The organism is Streptococcus oralis subsp. dentisani (genome assembly GCF_003944205.1).
Taxonomy (GTDB): domain Bacteria; phylum Bacillota; class Bacilli; order Lactobacillales; family Streptococcaceae; genus Streptococcus; species Streptococcus oralis_BH.
This window is the reverse complement of the sequence record NZ_RJPH01000007.1, coordinates 59,232-79,734: the sequence shown is the minus strand read 5'-3', so window position 1 is coordinate 79,734 and position 20,503 is coordinate 59,232. Positions and strand designations below refer to the sequence as shown.

Genomic DNA, 20,503 nt, shown 5'->3' with positions numbered 1-20,503 from the left:
CGCTCCGTTAGGTGCAGTACAAGATGATCCTTTTTTGTGTTAGAGCAAAATAAATAATACCGTAATGACAATAGCACTTGTTATACGAACGATGTGGTGCGATATATGTTGACTTTCTTTCTGTTGGCCGTTCCAGTAAGCGCCGTAGCAGATGATGCTAGAGCCCACTATCCATAGAAGAATGGTTGCAAGTGGGACGAAGTAAAAGATGGCTAGAGCCAGAGAGGTGAGGCAACTGCCGACCAAGATGCACGTGTTTCCCAGACTGTAGTTCTTTTGTTTTATGGCTGCGAAAGCAGCAGCAAGGTGAAGCAGCGAGAAGGCGAGAGCTAGTACAATCGTCAGAATTCCTAGGATAATAGAATTTAACATGGTTGAGTCCTTTCTTCGTAACAGGATTAAATCTCGAGTGATTTTGTAGAAGTCATCTCAATCACATCTAAGTAAAATCTCACTACTTGGTCTTCTGTATAAGATTTTCCTTTTTTTAGCCACCAGGTCAGTGTTTCGATAAAATTGGTTACTACAAAATGTTTGAGGTAGGAGGCTGGTATGCTCGGATAGGCCTCTTGCAAATCCTCCGCTACCATGGGGTAAACATGGTGTTCGAGTTCCTTGTGTAGTTGGCGGAGAAAGTAGTCGTTTTTGGAAAAAAGAAGACTGGTGACATGGTCTTGATTTTTTTGAAAATGCAAAAAAATATGTGCGAGGTAGTCTTCTGTAGTCAAGTGTTCTTCCCTTTCAAAGAGATGATGAAAGAGGTAGCGACAGAGTTCATCTAAAAGCAGCTCCTTGCTCTCGTAGTGACAGTAAAAGGTCGAGCGCCCAACATCTGCCAAGTCAATGATATCTTGGACAGTAGTGGCATCATAGCCCTTGTCGTTCAAAACTTGTAAAAAAGCTTGATAAATAGCTTTTTTCGTCTTACTAACCCGACGATCTCTTTTTTGCATGTAGACACTTGAGGCTAACTGTTCAGAACTGAATAAGGCTGACAGTTTGCTTCTATCCTTTCTTTGGATTTTATTAGATAATACAAATGAAAGAAGTATATATATCTATTATACCAAAGGAGGGAGAGAAATGAGTTCTAAAACATCTATCTGGCTAGCCTTTTTCTTGAATTTAAGCTATGCTATTGTTGAGTTTATCGCAGGAGGAATCTTTGGTTCGAGTGCTGTTCTTGCTGATTCTGTTCATGACTTGGGAGATGCTATAGCCATTGGTATATCGGCCCTTTTAGAAACAATCTCAAACCGAGAAGAAGATGGGCAGTACACCTTGGGTTACAAGCGTTTCAGTCTTTTAGGAGCCATCCTAACAGCTGTGATCCTTATGATAGGGTCTGTCCTAGTGATATTGGAAAATATCACAAAGATAGTTGACCCGCAACCTGTCAATGAGGAAGGCGTCCTCTGGCTAGGAATCATTGCAGTAGGTATCAATGTGCTAGCTAGTCTAGTCGTTCGTAAGGGCAAGACAAAGAACGAGTCAATTTTGAGCTTGCACTTTTTGGAAGACACCCTTGGTTGGCTGGCTGTCATTCTGATGGCGATTATCCTCAAATTTACAGATTGGTATATCCTTGATCCACTCTTATCTCTTGTCATTTCTATCTTCATTCTAACAAAAGCCATTCCTCGCTTTTGGAGTGCACTCAAGATTTTCTTGGATGCTGTGCCAGAAGGAGTAGAGACAGGGGATTTGGAGAAGGATTTGGAGGCTCTGATCAATGTCAAAAGTGTCAATCAACTTAGCATTTGGTCCATGGATGGTTTGGAAAATAATGCCATTATCCATCTCTGTATCGAGGACTGGGAGCAGATGATAGAAACTAAAGAAGCAGTGCGTCAATTTTTAGAAGAAAGAGGAGTGCAGAATATTACCATCGAAGTGGACGCCAGTCAAAGCAATCATGCGCAACATAAACGGAGGGTAACAGCCTTAGAGCAGAACCATCCTCATCATCACTAGAAAAAACGACCTCTTGTTGAGGTCGTTTTGATATCTTATTCATTCCTTGTACTTTCTCTCAAAGTCAGTCTGGTTCCCAGCATGGTTAGGCTAGGGATTTTGCGACCGTGGAGAACTTCCTTGTTAAGAATATCCATACCTGCTCGGCCCATTTCCTCAGTATAGACCGTGATACTAGAGAGGGGAGGGTAGACTTGCTTGGTCAGGCTAGTGTCGTTAAAAGAAATGAGGCTGACGCGGTCTGGTAGGCTAATTCCAGCTTCTTGAAGGGCACGGAGGGCACCGATGGCTAAACTATCGCTGGCGGCGAAAAAGGCTGGTGGGAGTTGGTCTCCCAACTTGTGAATGGCCTTCTTCATCAAGTCATAGCCAGACTGGGCAGTAAAGCTTCCCTGAAAGACCAGTTCTTCATGGTAGATAATTTTTGCTTGGGTAATGTCTTTGAAATTTTCTAGTCGCTTATCCTGGATAATTTCTTCCTGGTCGGTTGTTTCCTCAAGTCCTGTGAGAATTCCGATACGGTTCATCCCTTGGCTGAGGAAATGGTCTACAACTTGTTTTACAGCAGTGTAAAAGTCAGTGATAATACAGGTGTGACCTAGTGAGAGGGTATCGCTGTCTATAAAGACTAAGGGTTTTTGGTATTCTTCAAAGGCAGAGATCTGTGCTCGGCTAAATTTTCCGATGCAGAGAATGCCAATCACTTCCTCGCTTAATGTAAAAGGATGGTCATTAAAATAGCGCAAGATATCATAGTCCAACTCTTGGGCTCTTTTTTCAATACCGAGACGAATCTGGTAGTAGTAGAGGTCGTCCAACTCCCCTTGTTCGCTGACCCATTGGATAATAGCAATCTTTTGCTTGGGTTTGTGGGATTCGCCTGTCTTGAGGTGCTTGGTGTAGCCCAGCTCTTCAGCGACGGTTAAAATGCGGTGTCGGGTTTCTTCTGTGACAGATAGGCTCTGGTCGCGATTGAGGACACGAGATACGGTCGCGATAGAGACAGAGGCTAGCTGTGCAATGTCTTTTAAGGTAGCCATAAATCCTCCTTCTTTTAGGTTAGTATATCATATTTTTCTTCTTTTTACCGATTGTTTAGTAAAACTTTAGTAAAAAGGATTGACCTTAGCAAAAGCCTTGGATACAATAGAAGAAAACGATTACACGTTAAGATGACTTAACGGACAGTCAAAGGAGAATTCATATGACACAACATCTTACTGCTGAAGCCCTTCGCAAAGACTTTCTTGCCGTTTTTGGTCAAGAAGCAGACCAAACTTTCTTTTCACCAGGTCGTATCAATCTGATTGGTGAACACACAGACTACAACGGTGGGCACGTTTTTCCAGCGGCTATTTCCTTGGGAACCTATGGAGCGGCTCGCAAGCGTGACGACCAAGTTTTGTGTTTCTACTCAGCCAACTTTGAGGACAAGGGTATCATCGAAGTGCCTCTTGCTGACCTCAAATTTGAAAAAGAGCACAGCTGGACCAACTATCCAAAAGGAGTTCTTCATTTCTTGCAAGAAGCTGGGCACGTGATTGACAAAGGGTTTGATTTTTATGTTTATGGGAATATCCCAAATGGAGCTGGCTTGTCATCATCGGCATCTTTGGAACTTTTGACTGGTGTTGTGGCAGAGCATCTCTTTGATTTAAAACTAGACCGTCTGGATTTGGTAAAAATCGGAAAACAAACAGAAAATAACTTTATCGGAGTGAATTCTGGTATCATGGACCAGTTTGCTATCGGTATGGGAGCTGACCAACGTGCCATTTACCTAGATACCAACAACTTGGAGTATGACTTGGTGCCACTTGATTTGAAGGACAATGTTGTTGTTATCATGAACACCAACAAACGTCGTGAACTAGCAGATTCTAAGTATAATGAACGCCGTGCTGAGTGTGAAAAAGCAGTAGAAGAATTGCAAGTTGCCTTGGATATTCAGACCTTGGGTGAATTGGATGAGTGGGCCTTTGACCAATACAGCTATCTGATTAAAGACGAAAATCGTTTAAAACGTGCTCGCCATGCTGTGCTTGAAAATCAACGTACTCTTAAAGCTCAAGCAGCTCTTCAGGCAGGTGATTTGGAAACATTTGGTCGCTTGATGAATGCTTCTCACGTTTCTCTTGAGCATGATTATGAAGTAACTGGCTTGGAATTGGATACCCTTGTTCACACTGCTTGGAATCAGGAAGGTGTTCTGGGTGCTCGTATGACAGGAGCAGGTTTTGGTGGCTGTGCCATTGCCTTGGTGCAAAAAGATGATGTTGAGGCCTTTAAGGAAGCTGTAGGCAAACGCTACGAGGAAGTCGTTGGATATGCTCCAAGCTTCTATATCGCTGAAGTTGCATCGGGGACTCGAGTTTTAGACTAGGAGAGAAGTAAATGGAAGCTGTAATATTTGATTTAGATGGCTTATTAGCTGATACTGAGATCATTTCTCTAAAAGTTTATCAAGAATTGCTTGAAGATTTTGGAATTCCTTTCACAGAAGAAACCTATTCTAGAGAATACAGTGGACATAGGGAAGAGGAGAATGTTCAACGATTTTTGGATACCTATGATTTACCTTGGAACTTTGACCAAACCTTGGAAAAAGTTTATGAACTGGAAGCTCGAATATTAGCCAAAGGTGTAAATTTAAAAAAAGGTGCTAAAAATTTGCTTGCTTTTTTGCAAAGAGAAGGTATTCCAATCGCTTTAGCAACTTCAAGTGTTGAATCTAGAGCTAGAATGATTTTGGATAGTAATGGTATACTGTCCCTATTTGACCATCTAGTTTTTGCAAAAGATGTAAAGCGAAGCAAACCTTACCCTGATATATTTTTAAAGGCCTGCAGTGATTTGAATGTTTTACCAGAGAATTGCTTAGTATTAGAGGATAGTGAAGCAGGGATTGAAGCAGCGTATAGAGCTGGGATACCAGTTATTTGTATTCCAGACTTGAAAATGCCAGCACAGTCTTTCTTAAATAAAACAGAACAAGTTTTTCAGGATTTAGATGCTGTCAGAGACTATTTAGAAAGTAAGAGGGAGAATCAATGAGTCAGGGAGTTCTAGATGCATTTATCACGGAAGTCATTGGTGAAAGTTCATTTGAGGAAATGGATCGAATCTACCTGACCAATCGTGTTTTGGCTCGAGTGGGCGAAGGTGTTTTGGAAGTTGAGACTGATCTAGATGAGTTGATTGACCTCAAGGACCAGCTTGTCGAGGAGGCGGTTCGATTAGAGACGATTGAGGACAGTCAGACTGCGCGTGAAATCCTCGGTGCTGAACTGATGGACTTGGTAACCCCTTGTCCAAGTCAGGTTAATCGTGACTTTTGGACAACCTATGCTCACTCTCCTGAGCAGGCGATAGGGGATTTTTACCAGCTCAGCCAGAAAAATGACTACATCAAGCTCAAGGCTATTTCTAAGAATATCGCTTATCGCGTTCCATCTGACTATGGAGAACTTGAGATTACCATTAACCTCTCTAAGCCTGAAAAGGATCCAAAGGAGATTGCGGCGGCTAAGTTGGTTCAAGCTAGCAATTACCCACAGTGTCAACTCTGTCTAGAGAATGAAGGCTACCATGGTCGGGTTAACCATCCAGCTCGTAGTAACCACCGAATTATCCGTTTTGAAATGGCCGGTCAGGAGTGGGGTTTCCAGTATTCGCCCTATGCTTACTTTAATGAGCACTGTATTTTCTTAGATGGCCAGCATCGTCCCATGGCCATTAGTCGTCAGAGTTTTGAGCGTCTGCTAGCGATCGTAGAGCAGTTTCCAGGCTATTTTGCTGGATCTAATGCCGATCTGCCGATAGTGGGGGGGTCTATTCTAACTCATGACCACTATCAGGGAGGCCGTCACGTGTTTCCTATGGAATTAGCTCCTTTGCAAAAGACCTTCCGATTTACTGGTTTTGAACAGGTCAAGGCAGGGATTGTCAAGTGGCCTATGTCAGTGCTACGTTTGACTTCGGATTTCAAAGAAGATTTGATCAACTTGGCTGACAAGATTTTACAGGAATGGCGCCAGTATTCAGATCCTGCAGTACAGATTTTGGCAGAGACAGATGGGACACCGCATCACACCATCACACCGATTGCTCGTAAACGCGATGGACAGTTTGAGTTGGACTTGGTCTTGCGGGACAATCAGACATCGCCAGAGCATCCTGATGGCATTTATCATCCCCACAAGGATGTCCAACATATCAAGAAGGAAAATATCGGCTTGATTGAGGTCATGGGCTTGGCTATCTTACCACCACGATTGAAAGCGGAAGTGGAGCAAGTCGCCAGCTATCTTGTAGGAGATGATAAAGCAGTTGCCTCTTATCATCAGAAATGGGCAGACCAGCTCAAAGTCCAACATCCAGACCTAAAAGATAAAGAAAAAGCCCTTGAAATCGTCAAGGACTCTGTGGGTGCTATTTTTGCGCGTGTTCTGGAGGACGCAGGAGTTTACAAGCAAACGGAGCAGGGACAGGCAGCCTTTATGCGCTTTGTTGAGCAGGTTGGAATTTTACCAGACTAGGAGCTTTCTCCTTGCACAGTCCTATAAAAAGTAGTATCATAGTGTCGTTTGAAATATCAGGAGGAAACGATGAAAGATTTTCATTTTGATGCTATATCTGCCTTTGAAAATTACGAAATAGAAAAAATGAGAGATGGTCATGTTGTGGTGACGACGAAAGTGGTGGACTCGTCGCTCAACTACTATGGCAATGCCCATGGAGGCTATCTCTTTACTCTTTGTGATCAAATTAGTGGTCTAGTGGTAATCTCGCTGGGGCTTGATGGAGTGACGCTCCAGTCCTCTATCAACTACCTCAAGGCAGGAAAACTCGACGATGTACTGACCATTAAAGGAGAATGCGTCCACCAAGGACGTACCACTTGTGTAGTGGATGTCGATATTACCAATCAAGAAGGCAGAAATGTCTGTAAGGCAACCTTTACCATGTTTGTCACAGGACAAAGGTCAGAAGAAAGACAGGTGAGGATATAAAGTATTGAGAGTTGACCTGCACTCTAAGGGTTAGATATTTTTTGTCGAACTTTTGGAGTGCAGGTTAGTTTTGATTCTCGCAGATGAAGCAACCGCTTCACTAGACCCTAAAAACTCTGAGGAGCTACTTTCTATCCTAGAATCTCTAAAAAATCCGAATCGGACCATTATTATTGCGACCCACAATCCTCTTATCTGGGAGCAAGTGGATCAAGTCATTCGAGTTACCGATTTATCTCATTGATGATAAGAGAACATTAAGTTAGAAGAAAGAGTCACAAATACACTTTGTGGCTTTTTTATTTCCGTAAAAATGGTAAAATAGTAGGAGTAGAAATGGAGTTTGAGACATGAAAGTAATCGATCAATTTAAAAATAAGAAAGTCCTTGTTTTAGGTTTGGCTAAGTCTGGTGAGTCTGCAGCCCGTTTGTTGGACAAGCTAGGTGCCATTGTGACGGTAAATGACGGCAAGCCTTTTGAGGAAAATCCTGCTGCACAAAGTTTGCTGGAAGAAGGGATCAAGGTTGTCACTGGTGGCCATCCTTTGGAGCTCTTGGATGAAGAGTTTGCTCTGATGGTAAAAAATCCAGGTATCCCGTATAGCAATCCCATGATTGAAAAGGCATTGGCAAAGGGGATTCCAGTCTTGACTGAGGTGGAGTTGGCTTATTTGATTTCAGAAGCGCCGATTATCGGTATCACTGGTTCAAATGGGAAAACAACCACAACGACCATGATTGGGGAGGTTTTGACTGCTGCAGGCCAACATGGTCTCTTGTCAGGGAACATTGGCTATCCTGCTAGTCAAGTGGCTCAAACTGCAACAGCCAAGGACACGCTTGTCATGGAACTTTCTTCTTTCCAGTTGATGGGTGTTCAAGAATTCCAGCCTGTGATTGCGGTCATTACCAACCTCATGCCAACTCATATCGACTATCATGGTTCTTTTGAGGAATATGTAGCAGCCAAGTGGAATATCCAGAACAAGATGACAGCAGATGATTTTCTTGTTTTGAACTTTAACCAAGACTTGGCAAAAGAATTGGCTACTAAAACACAAGCCACTGTTGTTCCATTTTCAACACTTGAAGAGGTTGATGGAGCTTATCTGGAAGATGGTCAACTCTACTTCCGTGGGGAAGTGGTCATGGCAGCTAGTGAAATCGGTGTTCCAGGTAGCCACAATGTAGAAAATGCCCTTGCGACCATTGCAGTAGCTAAGCTTTGTGGTGTAGACAACCAGACCATCAAGGAAACTCTTTCAGCCTTTGGTGGTGTCAAACACCGTCTCCAATTTGTGGATGAAATTCAGGGTGTCAAATTCTATAATGATAGCAAATCAACCAATATCTTGGCTACTCAAAAAGCCTTGTCAGGATTTGACAATAGCAAGGTCATCTTGATTGCAGGTGGTTTGGACCGTGGAAATGAGTTTGACGAATTGGTGCCAGACATCACAGGGCTCAAGAAGATGGTCATCCTTGGTCAGTCTGCTGAACGTGTCAAACGGGCAGCAGATAAGGCTGGTGTGACTTATGTAGATGCGACAGATATTGCTGATGCGACTCGCAAGGCTTATGAGCTAGCGACTCAAGGAGATGTGGTTCTTCTCAGTCCTGCCAATGCTAGCTGGGATATGTATGCTAACTTTGAAGTACGTGGCGACCTCTTTATCGACACAGTAGCGGAGTTAAAGGAATAATATGAAAAAAATTGTCTTTACAGGTGGGGGGACGGTTGGACACGTCACCCTCAACCTTTTGTTAATGCCCAAGTTCATCGAAGACGGCTGGGAAGTCCACTATATCGGGGATAAGCATGGAATCGAACACCAAGAAATCCTCAAATCAGGCTTAAATGTTACCTTCCATTCTATTGCGACTGGGAAGTTGCGTCGCTATTTCTCTTGGCAAAATATGCTGGATGTCTTTAAAGTTGGTTGGGGAATTGTCCAATCGCTCTTTATCATGTTAAGAGTTCGGCCGCAGGCCCTCTTTTCTAAAGGAGGATTTGTCTCTGTACCACCGGTTATCGCAGCATGTGTGTCAGGAGTGCCTGTCTTTATCCACGAATCGGACCTGTCTATGGGCTTGGCCAATAAAATTGCCTATAAATTTGCGACCAAGATGTACTCAACCTTTGAGCAGGCTGCTGGTCTTGCAAAAGTCGAGCATGTGGGAGCAGTGACCAAAGTTTCAGACCAAAAAATTCCTGAACCAGATGAATTGGTGGATATCCAAACCCACTTTAATCCTAAATTGCCAACGGTATTGTTTGTCGGTGGTTCTGCAGGTGCCCGTGTATTTAACCAATTGGTGACAGATCATAAGCAAGAACTGACCGAACGCTACAATATTATCAATCTCACTGGAGATTCTAGCCTCAATGAGTTGAGTCAAAATCTCTTTCGTATTGACTATGTGACGGATCTCTATCAACCTTTGATGGAGATGGCAGATGTGGTGGTGACGCGTGGTGGTGCCAATACGATTTTCGAGCTCTTGGCTATGGCGAAACTTCATCTCATCGTACCATTGGGTCGTGAAGCAAGTCGAGGAGACCAGATTGAAAATGCAGCCTACTTTGTTAAGAAAGGCTATGCAGAAGAGCTTCAAGAAAGTGACTTGACCTTGGAAAGCTTGGAGGAGAAACTCAGCCACCTGCTTAGTCACAAGGACCAATACCAAGCTAGCATGAAAGCTTCAACTGAATTGAAATCTCTTGCGGATTTTTACGATCTATTAAGAAAAGACCTATCATAAGGAAAACCAATGTCAAAGGATAAGAAAAAAGAATCAAACCAGAAGAAAGAATTGTCTGAATGGCAGAAACGAAACCAGGAATACCTGAAGAAGAAGGCTGAGGAAGAAGCTGCCCTAGCTGAAGAGAAGGAAAAGGAAAAACAAGCTCGAATGGGGAAAAACTCTAAGATGTTAGAGGAAGCCAAGAAATCATCGAGTGAGTCAGACGAGGAAGCCGCAAGTCCGAGCAAGGAACCATCCGAAAAAGAAGAAAAATCTCAAAAGGATGACCCTAAAGTCAAAGAGGAAAAAGAAAAGAAGAAAAAAGAAAAACCAGAAAAACCTGCCAAGCCTAAAATTGCTCCTATTCATATTTGGCGAGCTGTGAGTATCTTGGTACCGAGTGTTCTGGTTCTCCTCCTTTCTATCTATCTCTTGACCCCTCTTTCGACTATCAAGCATATCGAGGTTAAGGGAAATGTCCAGACTCAAGCGGATGACATTAAACAGGTTTCTGGCATTCAGGACAGCGACTATACCTTGTCTTTGTTATGGAACAAGGACAAGCACGCTGAGCAGATCAAGTCTAATCACTGGATCGAGTCAGCAAAGATTGACTACAAATTTCCGACTGACTTTACGATTGAGGTCAAGGAATTCGATATTGTTGGTTATTATGTGTCTGGTGAAGAACATTATCCTATTCTTTCTAGTGGTACAGTAGAGTCAACTCCTGTTGATCGCTTAAACCTGCCTGAGACCTACCTAACAGTCACCTTTAACGATGAGCAGCAGGTGAAGGATTTGATGACGGGTCTTTCTAGCATTAGTGAGGACATAAAGAGTCAAATTCAGAAGATTGAACTAGCGCCAAGTAAGGCAACTGCCGATCTTTTAAAAATTACTATGCAGGATACAGATGAAATCTTGGTTCCCTTGTCAGAATTGAGTAAGAAATTGCCTTATTACAGTAAAATCAAGCCACAGTTAGCAGAACCGAGCTTCATCGATATGGAAGCAGGAATCTATAGTACTAGCTTAGCTGATAAACGTTTAGAAGAAGCAGAGGAAAAAGCTAAACAAGAAGCTAAAGAAGCAGAGAAGAAAAAACAGGAAGAAAAAAAAGCTGAAGAAAGGAAACAAGAATAAGAATCTTCAGTTTTTACTTGACAAGTATCGTTATAAATAATAGAATAGTAGAAAACTTTTAAAGCAGTCCAGAGAGGCAGCTAAGGTTAGACAGTGAAAGGATGGAGACTACCCGTTTTTCGTGGAACCTAGCTGCTAGCAGGTTCCTTTTTTTGAGCAATGGACTGTTAGCAAAGAATAGGAGAAAAGAATGCGTGAGAGTCGTCCGGTCATTGCTCTGGATTTTCCAAGTTTCGAGGAAGCCAAAGAATTTTTAGCCCTTTTTCCAGCAGAGGAAAAACTCTATGTCAAGGTAGGAATGGAAATCTACTATGCAGTAGGTCCCGAAGTTGTGCGTTATTTAAAATCATTGGGGCACAGTGTTTTTTTGGACCTCAAGCTACATGATATTCCAAATACGGTTAAATCAACCATGAAAATCTTGTCTAGTCTTGGGGTGGATATGACTAATGTTCAGGCTGCAGGTGGACTTGAGATGATGCAGGCTGCGCGTGAAGGCCTTGGTGATCAAGGGATTCTTATCGCGGTGACCCAATTAACCTCAACATCTGAAGAACAGATGCAAGACTGTCAAAATATCCAAACTAGCCTGCAGGAATCAGTGATTCACTATGCTAAGAAAACAGCTGAAGCTGGATTGGATGGAGTGGTTTGCTCAGCCCAAGAAGCCCAACTCATCAAGGAGGCGACAAACGAAGATTTTATCTGCTTGACACCAGGTATTCGACCAGCAGGTGCTGAAGCAGGGGATCAAAAACGAGTAGTGACCCCTGGCCAAGCCTATCAAATCGGTAGTGACTACATTGTAGTAGGCCGTCCAATCACACAGGCAGCAGACCCTGTAGCAGCCTACCATGCTATCAAGGAAGAATGGACACGCGATTGGGTCTAAAGCGTATTTGACTATAGATTTAAGGATAAGAAGGAGTATACCATGACACTTGCCAGAGACATTGCTAGCCATCTATTGAAAATTCAAGCGGTTTATCTCAAACCAGAAGAGCCTTTCACTTGGGCATCTGGTATTAAGTCACCGATCTATACGGATAATCGTGTAACGCTAGCTTATCCAGAAACCCGTACCTTGATTGAAAATGGTTTTGTGGATGCTATCAAAGCAGCCTTTCCAGAGGTAGAAGTCATTGCTGGTACAGCGACAGCAGGGATTCCACACGGAGCTATCATCGCAGACAAGATGAATCTACCATTTGCCTATATCCGTAGCAAGCCAAAAGACCATGGAGCCGGAAACCAAATCGAAGGCCGTGTAGCCCAGGGGCAAAAGATGGTTGTTGTTGAAGATCTCATTTCAACGGGTGGGTCAGTTCTCGAAGCGGTAGCAGCTGCCAAGCGTGAAGGAGCAGATGTTCTCGGTGTAGTAGCCATTTTTAGCTATCAACTAGCAAAAGCAGATAAGAACTTTGCAAATGCAGGCGTGAAACTGGTGACTCTCTCAAACTACAGCGAGCTCATCCACCTAGCTCAGGAAGAAGGCTACATCACACCAGAGGGATTGGATCTCTTAAAACGATTCAAAGAAGACCAAGAAAATTGGCAAAATGCCTAAAATATTGGAAATCAGGTAGTCACTAGGATTACCTGATTTCTTTTTATTTTCGGAAAATATTAGTCAACTTTTCCACCTTCAACAACTAGATCATCTGCCTTAGCAGCGTCACCATAGGTTGGGTGAAGTGTTTTTTCATAGGCCTTGTGGAAGAAGTTTTCCTTGCCTAATTTTTCAATATCTTTATTGATGAAGTCAAGCAATTCTTGGTTTCCTTTTTGAACTGCTGGTGCAATGGTATCTGGGCCACCGAGAGAAGTAATCCCTACTTCGTACCCTTTATTTTCAAGAGCCCATGCTAGGACTTCAGTATTGTCAGTCGAGAAGGCATCTCCACGTCCGTCCAGAAGAGCTTGATAAGCATCACTGTATTGGTCGTATTTTTGAAGTTTGACTTCTGGGTGATTTCTCTCAAAGTAGGTTTCAGCAGTGGTTCCTTTTGTGACAATCAAGGTTTTGCCTTCTAATTCTTTAACGTCTTTGATGACCTTATCTTTTGGTGACACAACACCGAGGGAAACTTTCATGTAAGGAAGGGCAAAGTCAACTTGTTTCTTACGTTCGTCGGTAACTGTGAAGTTGGCAAGGGTGATATCAACCTTGTTTGAAATCAAATATTCAGCACGGTTGGCAGCATCGACTGAAACGTATTTAACCTTAACACCCAGGTCTTGAGCTAGTTGATTTCCCAATTCGATATCGTAACCTTTGTAAGAACCGTCGTTGTCAACATAACCAAATGGTTTTTTGTCTCCAAATACGGCGATTCGAAGCTCACCGCTTTTTTTGATTTCGTCGATAGTGCGGGCTTTGGCGGTTGTTTTTCCTGATGAAGCATCAGAGCTTCCACCTGAGCTACAAGCTGTGACAAAGATAAGCGCAAATGCTAGAGCAAAAACAGTTAGAATTGGTTTGAGTAGTTTCATAAAAATCTCCTTTATAGATATGAGCCGAACTGGCTAAAGTCAAATACGTTTAAAAATTCCTGTGCTCGTTTGGTTTGAGGATTAGTGAAGAATTCTTGAGCAGTTCCTTCTTCAGCAATCTTCCCTTGGTCAAGAAAGATAATGCGGTCCGCAATGGCTTGGGCAAACTGCATTTCGTGGGTCACCAAGATCATGGTACGCCCTTCTTGAGCCAAATCATTGATGAGTTCCAGAACTTCACGCACCATTTCTGGATCCAGCGAAGCCGTCACTTCGTCAAAGAGGATAATTTCTGGATGCATGAGAAGGGCACGGACAATCGCCACTCGTTGTTTCTGTCCACCAGATAATTGTCTAGCGAAACTGTGTTTTTTATCAAGCAAACCCACACGTTCCAGTAGTTGCAATGCTTCTTCCGTTACTTCTTTCTTGTCCCGTCCTTGTGCCTTGATAGGACCTAAGATAAGGTTCTGCAGAACGTCCAGATGGGGAAAGAGTTCATAACTTTGAAAGACCATGCCAATCTTTTGACGAACCAGGTGAAAGTTTTTCTGGTTTCCAATAATGGACTGGCCATCAAGAAGAATGTCTCCACCTTGAATGGTTTCTAAGCCATTGAGACAGCGAAGTAGGGTACTTTTCCCGCAACCAGATGGTCCTAGAATGACGACAACTTCCCCCTTTTTGATATCCATGGAAAGTCCTTGGAGGATGGGATTATCTCCGAAGGATTTTTTTAGATCCTTGATTTCTAATATAGTATCAGACATTTAGTTCCTCCAGTGTTTTTCTAAGTGAGTAGATAGTTTGGAAATGGGGAAGCAAACTGCGAAATACAAGACCAGGATGGTCCCATAAATCCAAAAGGAAGCAGTTGGGATGGTCAAGCGATTGCTATCAATGATTTGCTGTCCCACTTTTGTGACTTCAACAACCCCAATCAAAACAACCAAAGAGGTGGTTTTGATCATCCGAGTGACAAGGTTGATGGCCTGCGGAAGCAATCTTCTCAAGACCTGTGGAATGATGATATGGTAGTAAAGTTGGAAATTTGTTAAGCCAAGCGCCTGTCCGCTTTCAAACTGATGTTTGGGAAGGGAAGTGATGGCTCCGCGCACCAAGTCCCCCATCTCAGCTGTTCCCCAGAGAGTAAAAACGATAATAGCAGAAGTCTCGCCTGAGATGTTGATATTAAAGTTTCGAGCCAAGCCGAAATAAATAATGAAGAGTAGCACCAGTTGGGGCATGATACGGATGAATTCTAGATAAAAACGTGTCAAGAAGCGAACGACTCTAGAATGAGAGGTCATGATGATTCCCATAACCGTACCGAAAATCATGGATAAGAGGACAGAGAGGATGGAAATCCCAATCGTGACTCCCAATCCCTGTAAGATCCGCAGGAGATTATTTCCCTGAAAGAGTACTTGTATTCCCGAATCCTGCATGGCGGAGCCTCCTTTCTATCCAACTAAAGAGCAATGATATAGGTAGAAGCATAATCAGATAAGCCACTACCAACATAGCCAGTGCAATGTCTGTCTCATAGTAAAGCCCGATCAAGTCCTTAGCAACATACATGAGATCGGCTAGAGCAACTGCAGAGAAAACTGAGGTTTCCTTAATCAAGAAAATCACATTAGCACTGAAGGACGGCAGAGCCACTGCTGTGGCTTGTGGCAAGACCACGTAGCGAAAAACCTGAACGGGTGTCAGACCGATCGCTAAGCCAATCTCATGCTGGGTTTGACTAACTGCTTCTAGCCCACTTCGGAAGGATTCTGCCATATAGGAACCTCCCAAAAAGATAAGACCAAGGGTGGCGCAGACCTCTGAGGAAAGGACAATCCCAATCCGAGGAAGTCCGAAGTAGAGGAAGAAGAGCTGAATCAAAAGGGGCGTGTTTCGTGACAATTCTATATAGGCTGTCGCTACTTGCGCCAAAATAGGAACGCGATAATGGCGAATGACACTAACGATTAGACCAACAAGAAAAGAACCCAAAATTCCCCAAACTGCGATATGTAGGGTCAGAAAGAATGCCTTTTGATAGAGTGGTAAATATTGTTCAACAATGGACCAATCCAAAATAGAACCTCCCATCTAGGAATAATAAAGTTATTGTAGCACTAAAGGGCATGTTTGGATAATATGAATTTTTTATCACAATGATAGAAAATATTTATCATGTCTGTGATTTGAAATTTCCAGACAAATTTTTTGAAAGGATTCTGAAAAAGAGGTAAGATAGTTTATGTAAGATAAAGTAAACGCTTACTTAATAAGGAGGACACTTTATGTCATATAAAACAAGCAATGCAGAAGGACCTGTAGATTTTATTAACACTTATGATTTGGAGCCAATGGCGCAACAAGTCATTCCTAAAGCTGCCTTTGGTTATATCGCTAGTGGAGCAGAGGATACTTTCACTTTACGCGAGAACATCCGTGCCTTTAACCACAAACTCATCGTTCCGCATACGCTTTGCGATGTTGAAAATCCAAGTACAGAGATTGAATTTGCAGGTGAAAAATTATCTTCACCAATTATTATGGCGCCTGTTGCGGCTCATAAATTAGCAAATGAACAAGGTGAAGTGGCTACTGCGCGTGGTGTGCATGAATTTGGTTCTCTTTATACAACTAGTTCCTACTCTACCGTTGACCTTCCAGAAATTACGGAAGCTCTTCAAGGGACACCTCATTGGTTCCAATTTTACTTTAGTAAGGATGACGGCATTAACCGCCATATCATGGACCGTGTGAAGGCTGAAGGCTACAAAGCGATTGTCTTGACGGCGGATGCAACTGTAGGGGGGAATCGTGAGGTCGATAAGCGCAATGGTTTTGTCTTCCCAGTTGGCATGCCGATTGTTGAGGAATACCTGCCAGAAGGTGCTGGAAAATCAATGGACTTTGTTTACAAATCAGCCAAACAACGCTTGTCTCCACGTGATGTCGAATTTATCGCTGAATACTCAGGTCTTCCTGTGTATGTCAAGGGGCCACAATGCCGTGAAGACGTTGAATGTTCGCTTGCCGCAGGTGCTTCTGGTATCTGGGTAACCAACCACGGTGGCCGCCAAATCGACGGTGGACCAGCATCCTTTGACTCACTTCAGGAAGTCGCTGAAGCAGTTGATAAACGTGTGCCAATTGTCTTTGACTCTGGTGTTCGTCGCGGTCAGCACGTCTTTAAAGCCTTGGCTTCAGGAGCAGACTTGGTAGCTATTGGCCGCCCTGTGATCTATGGCTTGGCTCTTGGTGGTAGTGTGGGTGTACGTCAAGTCTTTGAACACTTGAATGCAGAATTGAAGACAGTCATGCAGTTATCTGGAACTCAGACTATTGAAGATGTCAAACACTTCAAACTGCGTCACAATCCATACAATCCATCCTTCCCAGTTGATTCACGTGATTTGAAGTTGTATTGATAAAGTAGAAAGTCTCCATTTGATGTGGAGATTTTTCTTCGTGTATAGAAAGATTAAATCGTTATCAGAAACTATATAAATATATTTTTCAGTCAAATATCTTGCTAGGGCTTTCAAATTCTGTTATACTGGTCCAGTAATAAAATAATAAAGACATTTGGGGTGCTTTAGGCTGAGATGATACCCATTGAACCTGATACAGTTAAGACTGGCGAAGGGAAATGTGAAAAGTTTTTTTCGTATGTCGAAAAGAACTGTCTAATCTTGTAAGGTAAACTCTAATTCTCGTTTGTAATTGGAGTTTTTTTGTTTATCAAAAGAGGATAGGCTTGACGGCAAGCCTTTTGGTAGCTCTCTTTGAATGCCCCAATTTTCTTTAAAAAAGGAGTTTTTTATGTTGAAAAAATGGCAGTTAAAAGATGTTATCTTGCTTGCTTTCTTGTCTATCTTTTTTGGTGGCGTTTTTGTGGGTTCGGGCTATCTGTTTGATATCCTCACCCTGATCTTGGTCCCTCTTGGTTTGCAGGCCTTTGCCAATGAAATCCTCTTTGGTCTCTGGTGTATGGCTGCGCCCATTGCGGCCATCTTTGTTCCAAGAGTCGGAAGTGCAACGATTGGAGAAGTGCTCGCTGCGCTTGCTGAAGTCCTTTATGGTAGCCAATTCGGTCTAGGCGCTCTTTTGTCTGGCTTGGTTCAAGGTTTGGGAAGTGAATTTGGTTTTCTCGTAACCAAGAATCGCTATGAAAGTTGGCTCTCTCTAACTGCTAATAGTATTGGGATTACGCTTTTTAGCTTTGTCTATGAATACATTAAATTAGGTTACTATGCCTTTTCTCTTCCTTTTGTCCTTTCCTTGCTTGTGGTTCGTTTTATTTCTGTCTTTTTCTTCTGTACCATCTTGGTTCGTGCCATTGTCAAACTCTATCATCAGTTTGCAGCTGGAGGAAAGGCATAGATGGGGCTGGAACTACGGGGGATTCAGTCCCCAATCTTTTCGGAGCCGATTGATTTTACTTTTCATGCGCAAGCTTTTACCTTGTTAGTTGGGAGCAGTGGTTCAGGAAAATCCAGTCTCTTTCAAATCATTGCTCAAGTCAGTTCCTTGCCCTACAGTGGTCAAGTCCTGATAGATGGAAGCCAAGTCAGTCAGCTTTCTATCGTCGAACGTGTCCAGACGGTTGGCATTCTCTTTCAAAATCCCAATCACCAATTTACCATGGAGAACTTGTTTGAGGAGCTGATTTTTACCTTGGAGAATATCGGGCATCCTGTGCAAGAGATTGATGCTAAAATCGCAGAGGTGGTCCAGCAATGTCGTTGCGAGACAATCTTACACCGTCCCATCCATCACTTATCAGGTGGGGAAAAACAAAAGGCTGCTTTGGCTGTTCTCTTTGCCATGAATCCTAGGGTTTATCTCTTGGATGAACCCTTTGCTTCCATTGACCGAAAAAGTAGGATAGAGATCTTAGAGATTCTAAAAGACTTGGCCTCTAATGGGAAGACAGTTATTTTGTGCGACCATGATTTAACGGACTATGGAGCCTACATCGACCATATGGTGGAGCTAAGAGACGGACAACTGAGGGAAGTGTTTCAAATCCCTACCTCTGAGATGACACAGGTTGCTTCAAAGGAAGTTGCTTCTAACCCAGAACTATTCCATATGGACCGTGTGACTTGTGAGCTGGATCATCGCCCCCTCTTTTCGATTGCTGATTTTACGTTTTACCAAGGAATTTCCTGTATCTTGGGTGATAATGGTGTTGGGAAATCAACTCTCTTTCGCTCTATTCTTCAATTTCAGAAGTATAAAGGGCGCATTACTTGGAAGGGTTCTGTCCTAAAAAAGAAAAAGAGCCTGTATCGTGACCTGACGGGTGTCGTTCAGGAAGCTGAGAAACAGTTTATCCGAGTCAGTCTGCGAGAAGAGCTTCAATTAGATGGACCTGATTCTGGAAGAAATCAGCGAATTCTCCAGACTCTACGATATTTTGATCTGGAGCAGGCGCTTGATAAGAGTCCCTATCAATTAAGTGGTGGCCAACAAAAGATTCTTCAGCTTTTGACCATCTTGACCAGCAAGGCGTCTGTGATTTTGCTAGATGAACCATTTGCTGGTTTGGATGATAGAGCTTGCCATTATTTTTGCAAGTGGATTTTGGAGGACAGAAATCAAGGAAGAAGTTTTTTGATCATTAGCCATCGTTTAGATCCCTTGATTTCTGTGGTCGATTATTGGATCGAGATGACTAGTGAGGGTCTCAGCTACCTTCAAGAAGTGACCATCAGCAAACCTCTCAGTTTTATGAGTAGGAATACTCAAGGGGAGGTGAAGTAGTATGATCAAAGTAGCAACCCAGACACCGGTTATCAGCCTCTTCTTTCTAATTTTATCCTTGGAAACATCATTCATTCCCTCGATTGCTCTGAATCTTTCGGTAGCCGTATTTTGCATACTCTTTTTACTCTATTACCGTCGATTTAAAATGTTGACTTGGATGATTCTGCTCGCCATTTTGCCATCCTTTGCTAACTATTGGGCAGTACAGTTACATGGGGATGCTTCGCAGGCAGTGATACTTGGAACGAGGGCCTTTGTGACCGTTTGTATTGGTCTTGTCTTTGTTTCCTCTATTTCCCTAAAAGAGCTTCTTTTGTACTTAGCTCAAAAGGGGTTATCACGGTCTTGGGCTTATGCCTTGATTGTGGTATTTAATTCCTTTCCCCTTATTCAGAAAGAAATCAAGTCCCTCAAAGAAGCTTGCCTATTACGTGGTCAAGAACTGCATGTTTGGTCTCCCTTGATTTACAGCAAGGTTCTGATGACAGTCTTTAGGTGGCGCCATCTTTATCTGAGAGCTCTGTCGGCGCATGGATATGACGAACATGCACAGGTGGAGAATAGCTATCGGACTTTTTATATTCCTAAAAAAACAAAATTAATCTACCTGCTTTTCTTTTTATTGCTTCAAACCAGTCTATTTTTATAAAGGAGTTATTATGGAATTTACAGATATTGCGATGGAATTATCCAAGGAAGCTTGGCATACTTCTTTTCATCATCCCTTTATTTTACAATTACAAGAGGGAAATTTAGAACCTTCTATTTTCCGCTATTACCTAATTCAGGATGCTTATTATCTGAAGTCTTTTTCAGAAGCCTATCACCTCTTGGCTGATAAGACTTCAAACGAGAAGATGAAAAGACTCTTGAAACAAAATGCCCAGAGTCTAGTGGAGGGTGAGTTGTTTATCCGCCAACAATTTTTCAAGGAATTAGGAATCAGTGACCAGGAAATGGATGAGCAACCGATTGCCCCAACTTGTTATCATTACATTTCTCATATTTATCGGCAATTTGCAGAGCCAAACTTGGGCATTGCTTTTGCTAGTTTGCTCCCATGTCCTTGGTTATACCATGATTTGGGAAAGGCACTTAATCGCAAACCATCCCCGAATCCTCTTTATCAGCAGTGGATTGAGACCTATATCACCGATGAGTTAGAACAGCAGATTAAAGAGGAAGAAGCGCTGGTCAATCAACTCTATCGAGAAAGCAATGAGACGGACAAACAAAAAATGCTAGATGCCTTCCACATCAGTGTTCACATGGAAGCCAAGTTTTGGGAGATGGCTTACCAACACCAAACATGGACGAGTGATTTGCAGTCCTTAGGAAAAGAGAAGAAATAGAAA

The 20,503-nt window shown here is 42.7% G+C and carries 22 protein-coding genes, 1 pseudogene and 1 riboswitch; of the genes and pseudogenes, 16 read left to right on the top strand and 7 right to left on the bottom strand.

All coding sequences use genetic code 11. From position 1 onward, the window contains the following. Positions 1 to 39: 39 nt before the first annotated feature. Both D8805_RS10255 and D8805_RS06250 read right to left on the bottom strand, forming a co-directional pair. Positions 40 to 372, bottom strand: coding sequence for a glucuronide permease (locus D8805_RS10255; RefSeq protein ID WP_125416246.1), 333 nt, complete (start codon positions 370 to 372; stop codon positions 40 to 42). 26 nt (positions 373 to 398) lie between these two features. Next, complete coding sequence (locus D8805_RS06250; protein WP_125416244.1) at positions 399 to 953, bottom strand: TetR/AcrR family transcriptional regulator; 555 nt, start codon at positions 951 to 953, stop codon at positions 399 to 401. A 130-nt stretch (positions 954 to 1,083) separates the two neighbouring features. Here D8805_RS06250 and D8805_RS06245 point away from each other — a divergent pair, with 130 nt between their 5' ends. Beyond that, entirely contained in the window at positions 1,084 to 1,974 is an 891-nt protein-coding gene (locus D8805_RS06245) for a cation diffusion facilitator family transporter (protein ID WP_125416242.1), read from the top strand. 35 nt (positions 1,975 to 2,009) lie between these two features. Here the strand turns inward: D8805_RS06245 and galR are convergent, their stop codons facing one another. Continuing rightward, complete coding sequence (gene galR, locus D8805_RS06240) at positions 2,010 to 3,014, bottom strand: DNA-binding transcriptional regulator GalR (protein WP_125416240.1); 1,005 nt, start codon at positions 3,012 to 3,014, stop codon at positions 2,010 to 2,012. Positions 3,015 to 3,178: 164 nt separating this feature from the next. On the opposite strand from galR, the gene D8805_RS06235 reads away from it, so the two are divergent. The 10 genes and pseudogenes from D8805_RS06235 (at position 3,179) to pyrE (ending at position 12,444) form a co-directional block, all read left to right on the top strand. Continuing rightward, positions 3,179 to 4,357, top strand: coding sequence for a galactokinase (locus D8805_RS06235; protein WP_125416238.1), 1,179 nt, complete (start codon positions 3,179 to 3,181; stop codon positions 4,355 to 4,357). Between the two features lie 11 nt (positions 4,358 to 4,368). Next, positions 4,369 to 5,028 (top strand): HAD family hydrolase, encoded by a 660-nt coding sequence (locus D8805_RS06230; protein ID WP_125416236.1) that lies wholly within the window; start codon positions 4,369 to 4,371, stop codon positions 5,026 to 5,028. Beyond that, the gene (locus tag D8805_RS06225; protein ID WP_125416234.1) at positions 5,025 to 6,512 is read left to right on the top strand and encodes a UDP-glucose--hexose-1-phosphate uridylyltransferase; all 1,488 of its coding nucleotides are present in this window, start codon (positions 5,025 to 5,027) and stop codon (positions 6,510 to 6,512) included. Before D8805_RS06230 ends, D8805_RS06225 begins: the two co-directional genes overlap by 4 nt. A 69-nt stretch (positions 6,513 to 6,581) precedes the next feature. Further along, positions 6,582 to 6,986: a PaaI family thioesterase gene (locus tag D8805_RS06220; protein WP_000651199.1), complete on the top strand. Its 405-nt coding sequence runs from the start codon at positions 6,582 to 6,584 to the stop codon at positions 6,984 to 6,986. A 70-nt stretch (positions 6,987 to 7,056) separates the two neighbouring features. Continuing rightward, positions 7,057 to 7,230, top strand: a pseudogene (locus tag D8805_RS06215) (ABC transporter ATP-binding protein); the annotation flags it as partial. Positions 7,231 to 7,336: 106 nt separating this feature from the next. Next, on the top strand, positions 7,337 to 8,689 hold the full coding sequence (murD, locus tag D8805_RS06210; RefSeq protein ID WP_125416232.1) for a UDP-N-acetylmuramoyl-L-alanine--D-glutamate ligase: 1,353 nt from the start codon (positions 7,337 to 7,339) through the stop codon (positions 8,687 to 8,689). A gap of 1 nt (position 8,690) precedes the next feature. Further along, positions 8,691 to 9,749, top strand: a complete 1,059-nt coding sequence (locus D8805_RS06205) for a UDP-N-acetylglucosamine--N-acetylmuramyl-(pentapeptide) pyrophosphoryl-undecaprenol N-acetylglucosamine transferase (protein ID WP_125416230.1) — start codon at positions 8,691 to 8,693, stop codon at positions 9,747 to 9,749. Between the two features lie 9 nt (positions 9,750 to 9,758). Continuing rightward, on the top strand, positions 9,759 to 10,877 hold the full coding sequence (locus D8805_RS06200) for a cell division protein FtsQ/DivIB (protein WP_125416228.1): 1,119 nt from the start codon (positions 9,759 to 9,761) through the stop codon (positions 10,875 to 10,877). A 190-nt stretch (positions 10,878 to 11,067) separates the two neighbouring features. After that, positions 11,068 to 11,769: an orotidine-5'-phosphate decarboxylase gene (gene pyrF / locus D8805_RS06195; RefSeq protein ID WP_038805718.1), complete on the top strand. Its 702-nt coding sequence runs from the start codon at positions 11,068 to 11,070 to the stop codon at positions 11,767 to 11,769. A gap of 42 nt (positions 11,770 to 11,811) precedes the next feature. After that, positions 11,812 to 12,444 carry an orotate phosphoribosyltransferase gene (pyrE, locus tag D8805_RS06190; RefSeq protein ID WP_125416226.1) on the top strand — a complete coding sequence of 211 codons (633 nt, stop codon included), beginning with the start codon at positions 11,812 to 11,814 and terminating at the stop codon, positions 12,442 to 12,444. A gap of 59 nt (positions 12,445 to 12,503) precedes the next feature. Here the strand turns inward: pyrE and D8805_RS06185 are convergent, their stop codons facing one another. Genes D8805_RS06185 through D8805_RS06170 form a run of 4 tightly spaced genes read right to left on the bottom strand, consistent with a single transcriptional unit; the run spans position 12,504 to position 15,458 of the window. Further along, a complete protein-coding gene (locus D8805_RS06185; RefSeq protein ID WP_125416224.1) occupies positions 12,504 to 13,370 on the bottom strand; it encodes a cysteine ABC transporter substrate-binding protein in 867 nt (288 codons plus the stop codon). An 11-nt stretch (positions 13,371 to 13,381) separates the two neighbouring features. Continuing rightward, complete coding sequence (locus tag D8805_RS06180; RefSeq protein WP_125416222.1) at positions 13,382 to 14,140, bottom strand: amino acid ABC transporter ATP-binding protein; 759 nt, start codon at positions 14,138 to 14,140, stop codon at positions 13,382 to 13,384. Then, positions 14,141 to 14,818: an amino acid ABC transporter permease gene (locus D8805_RS06175; protein ID WP_125416220.1), complete on the bottom strand. Its 678-nt coding sequence runs from the start codon at positions 14,816 to 14,818 to the stop codon at positions 14,141 to 14,143. Continuing rightward, complete coding sequence (locus tag D8805_RS06170; RefSeq protein WP_125416218.1) at positions 14,778 to 15,458, bottom strand: amino acid ABC transporter permease; 681 nt, start codon at positions 15,456 to 15,458, stop codon at positions 14,778 to 14,780. The genes D8805_RS06175 and D8805_RS06170 overlap by 41 nt, the downstream gene beginning before the upstream one ends. A gap of 209 nt (positions 15,459 to 15,667) precedes the next feature. Between D8805_RS06170 and lctO the strand changes: the two genes are divergently transcribed. The 5 genes from lctO to tenA all read left to right on the top strand — a co-directional run bounded on the left by lctO (position 15,668) and on the right by tenA (position 20,500). Then, on the top strand, positions 15,668 to 16,804 hold the full coding sequence (lctO, locus tag D8805_RS06165; protein ID WP_125416216.1) for an L-lactate oxidase: 1,137 nt from the start codon (positions 15,668 to 15,670) through the stop codon (positions 16,802 to 16,804). Between the two features lie 148 nt (positions 16,805 to 16,952). Continuing rightward, positions 16,953 to 17,041, top strand: a riboswitch (TPP riboswitch). 157 nt (positions 17,042 to 17,198) lie between these two features. Further along, entirely contained in the window at positions 17,199 to 17,759 is a 561-nt protein-coding gene (locus D8805_RS06160) for an ECF transporter S component (RefSeq protein WP_185774576.1), read from the top strand. Beyond that, complete coding sequence (locus tag D8805_RS06155) at positions 17,760 to 19,145, top strand: ATP-binding cassette domain-containing protein (RefSeq protein WP_125416212.1); 1,386 nt, start codon at positions 17,760 to 17,762, stop codon at positions 19,143 to 19,145. 1 nt (position 19,146) lies between these two features. Beyond that, positions 19,147 to 19,797 (top strand): energy-coupling factor transporter transmembrane component T, encoded by a 651-nt coding sequence (locus D8805_RS06150; RefSeq protein WP_125416210.1) that lies wholly within the window; start codon positions 19,147 to 19,149, stop codon positions 19,795 to 19,797. A gap of 10 nt (positions 19,798 to 19,807) precedes the next feature. Next, on the top strand, positions 19,808 to 20,500 hold the full coding sequence (gene tenA / locus D8805_RS06145; protein ID WP_125416208.1) for a thiaminase II: 693 nt from the start codon (positions 19,808 to 19,810) through the stop codon (positions 20,498 to 20,500). Positions 20,501 to 20,503 lie beyond the last annotated feature (3 nt).

Bases quoted from the DNA above. Each gene is read 5' to 3' on its own strand.
- D8805_RS06185 (WP_125416224.1), bottom strand. From the start codon at position 13,370: ATGAAACTACTCAAACCAATTCTAACTGTTTTTGCTCTAGCATTTGCG.
- D8805_RS06205 (WP_125416230.1), top strand. From the start codon at position 8,691: ATGAAAAAAATTGTCTTTACAGGTGGGGGGACGGTTGGACACGTCACC.
- lctO (WP_125416216.1), top strand. From the start codon at position 15,668: ATGTCATATAAAACAAGCAATGCAGAAGGACCTGTAGATTTTATTAAC.
- galR (WP_125416240.1), bottom strand. From the start codon at position 3,014: ATGGCTACCTTAAAAGACATTGCACAGCTAGCCTCTGTCTCTATCGCG.
- murD (WP_125416232.1), top strand. From the start codon at position 7,337: ATGAAAGTAATCGATCAATTTAAAAATAAGAAAGTCCTTGTTTTAGGT.
- pyrF (WP_038805718.1), top strand. From the start codon at position 11,068: ATGCGTGAGAGTCGTCCGGTCATTGCTCTGGATTTTCCAAGTTTCGAG.
- D8805_RS06235 (WP_125416238.1), top strand. From the start codon at position 3,179: ATGACACAACATCTTACTGCTGAAGCCCTTCGCAAAGACTTTCTTGCC.
- D8805_RS06225 (WP_125416234.1), top strand. From the start codon at position 5,025: ATGAGTCAGGGAGTTCTAGATGCATTTATCACGGAAGTCATTGGTGAA.
- tenA (WP_125416208.1), top strand. From the start codon at position 19,808: ATGGAATTTACAGATATTGCGATGGAATTATCCAAGGAAGCTTGGCAT.
- D8805_RS06155 (WP_125416212.1), top strand. From the start codon at position 17,760: ATGGGGCTGGAACTACGGGGGATTCAGTCCCCAATCTTTTCGGAGCCG.
- D8805_RS06180 (WP_125416222.1), bottom strand. From the start codon at position 14,140: ATGTCTGATACTATATTAGAAATCAAGGATCTAAAAAAATCCTTCGGA.
- D8805_RS06150 (WP_125416210.1), top strand. From the start codon at position 19,147: ATGATCAAAGTAGCAACCCAGACACCGGTTATCAGCCTCTTCTTTCTA.
- D8805_RS06200 (WP_125416228.1), top strand. From the start codon at position 9,759: ATGTCAAAGGATAAGAAAAAAGAATCAAACCAGAAGAAAGAATTGTCT.
- D8805_RS06230 (WP_125416236.1), top strand. From the start codon at position 4,369: ATGGAAGCTGTAATATTTGATTTAGATGGCTTATTAGCTGATACTGAG.
- D8805_RS10255 (WP_125416246.1), bottom strand. From the start codon at position 372: ATGTTAAATTCTATTATCCTAGGAATTCTGACGATTGTACTAGCTCTC.
- D8805_RS06250 (WP_125416244.1), bottom strand. From the start codon at position 953: ATGCAAAAAAGAGATCGTCGGGTTAGTAAGACGAAAAAAGCTATTTAT.
- D8805_RS06160 (WP_185774576.1), top strand. From the start codon at position 17,199: ATGTTGAAAAAATGGCAGTTAAAAGATGTTATCTTGCTTGCTTTCTTG.
- D8805_RS06245 (WP_125416242.1), top strand. From the start codon at position 1,084: ATGAGTTCTAAAACATCTATCTGGCTAGCCTTTTTCTTGAATTTAAGC.
- D8805_RS06175 (WP_125416220.1), bottom strand. From the start codon at position 14,818: ATGCAGGATTCGGGAATACAAGTACTCTTTCAGGGAAATAATCTCCTG.
- pyrE (WP_125416226.1), top strand. From the start codon at position 11,812: ATGACACTTGCCAGAGACATTGCTAGCCATCTATTGAAAATTCAAGCG.
- D8805_RS06220 (WP_000651199.1), top strand. From the start codon at position 6,582: ATGAAAGATTTTCATTTTGATGCTATATCTGCCTTTGAAAATTACGAA.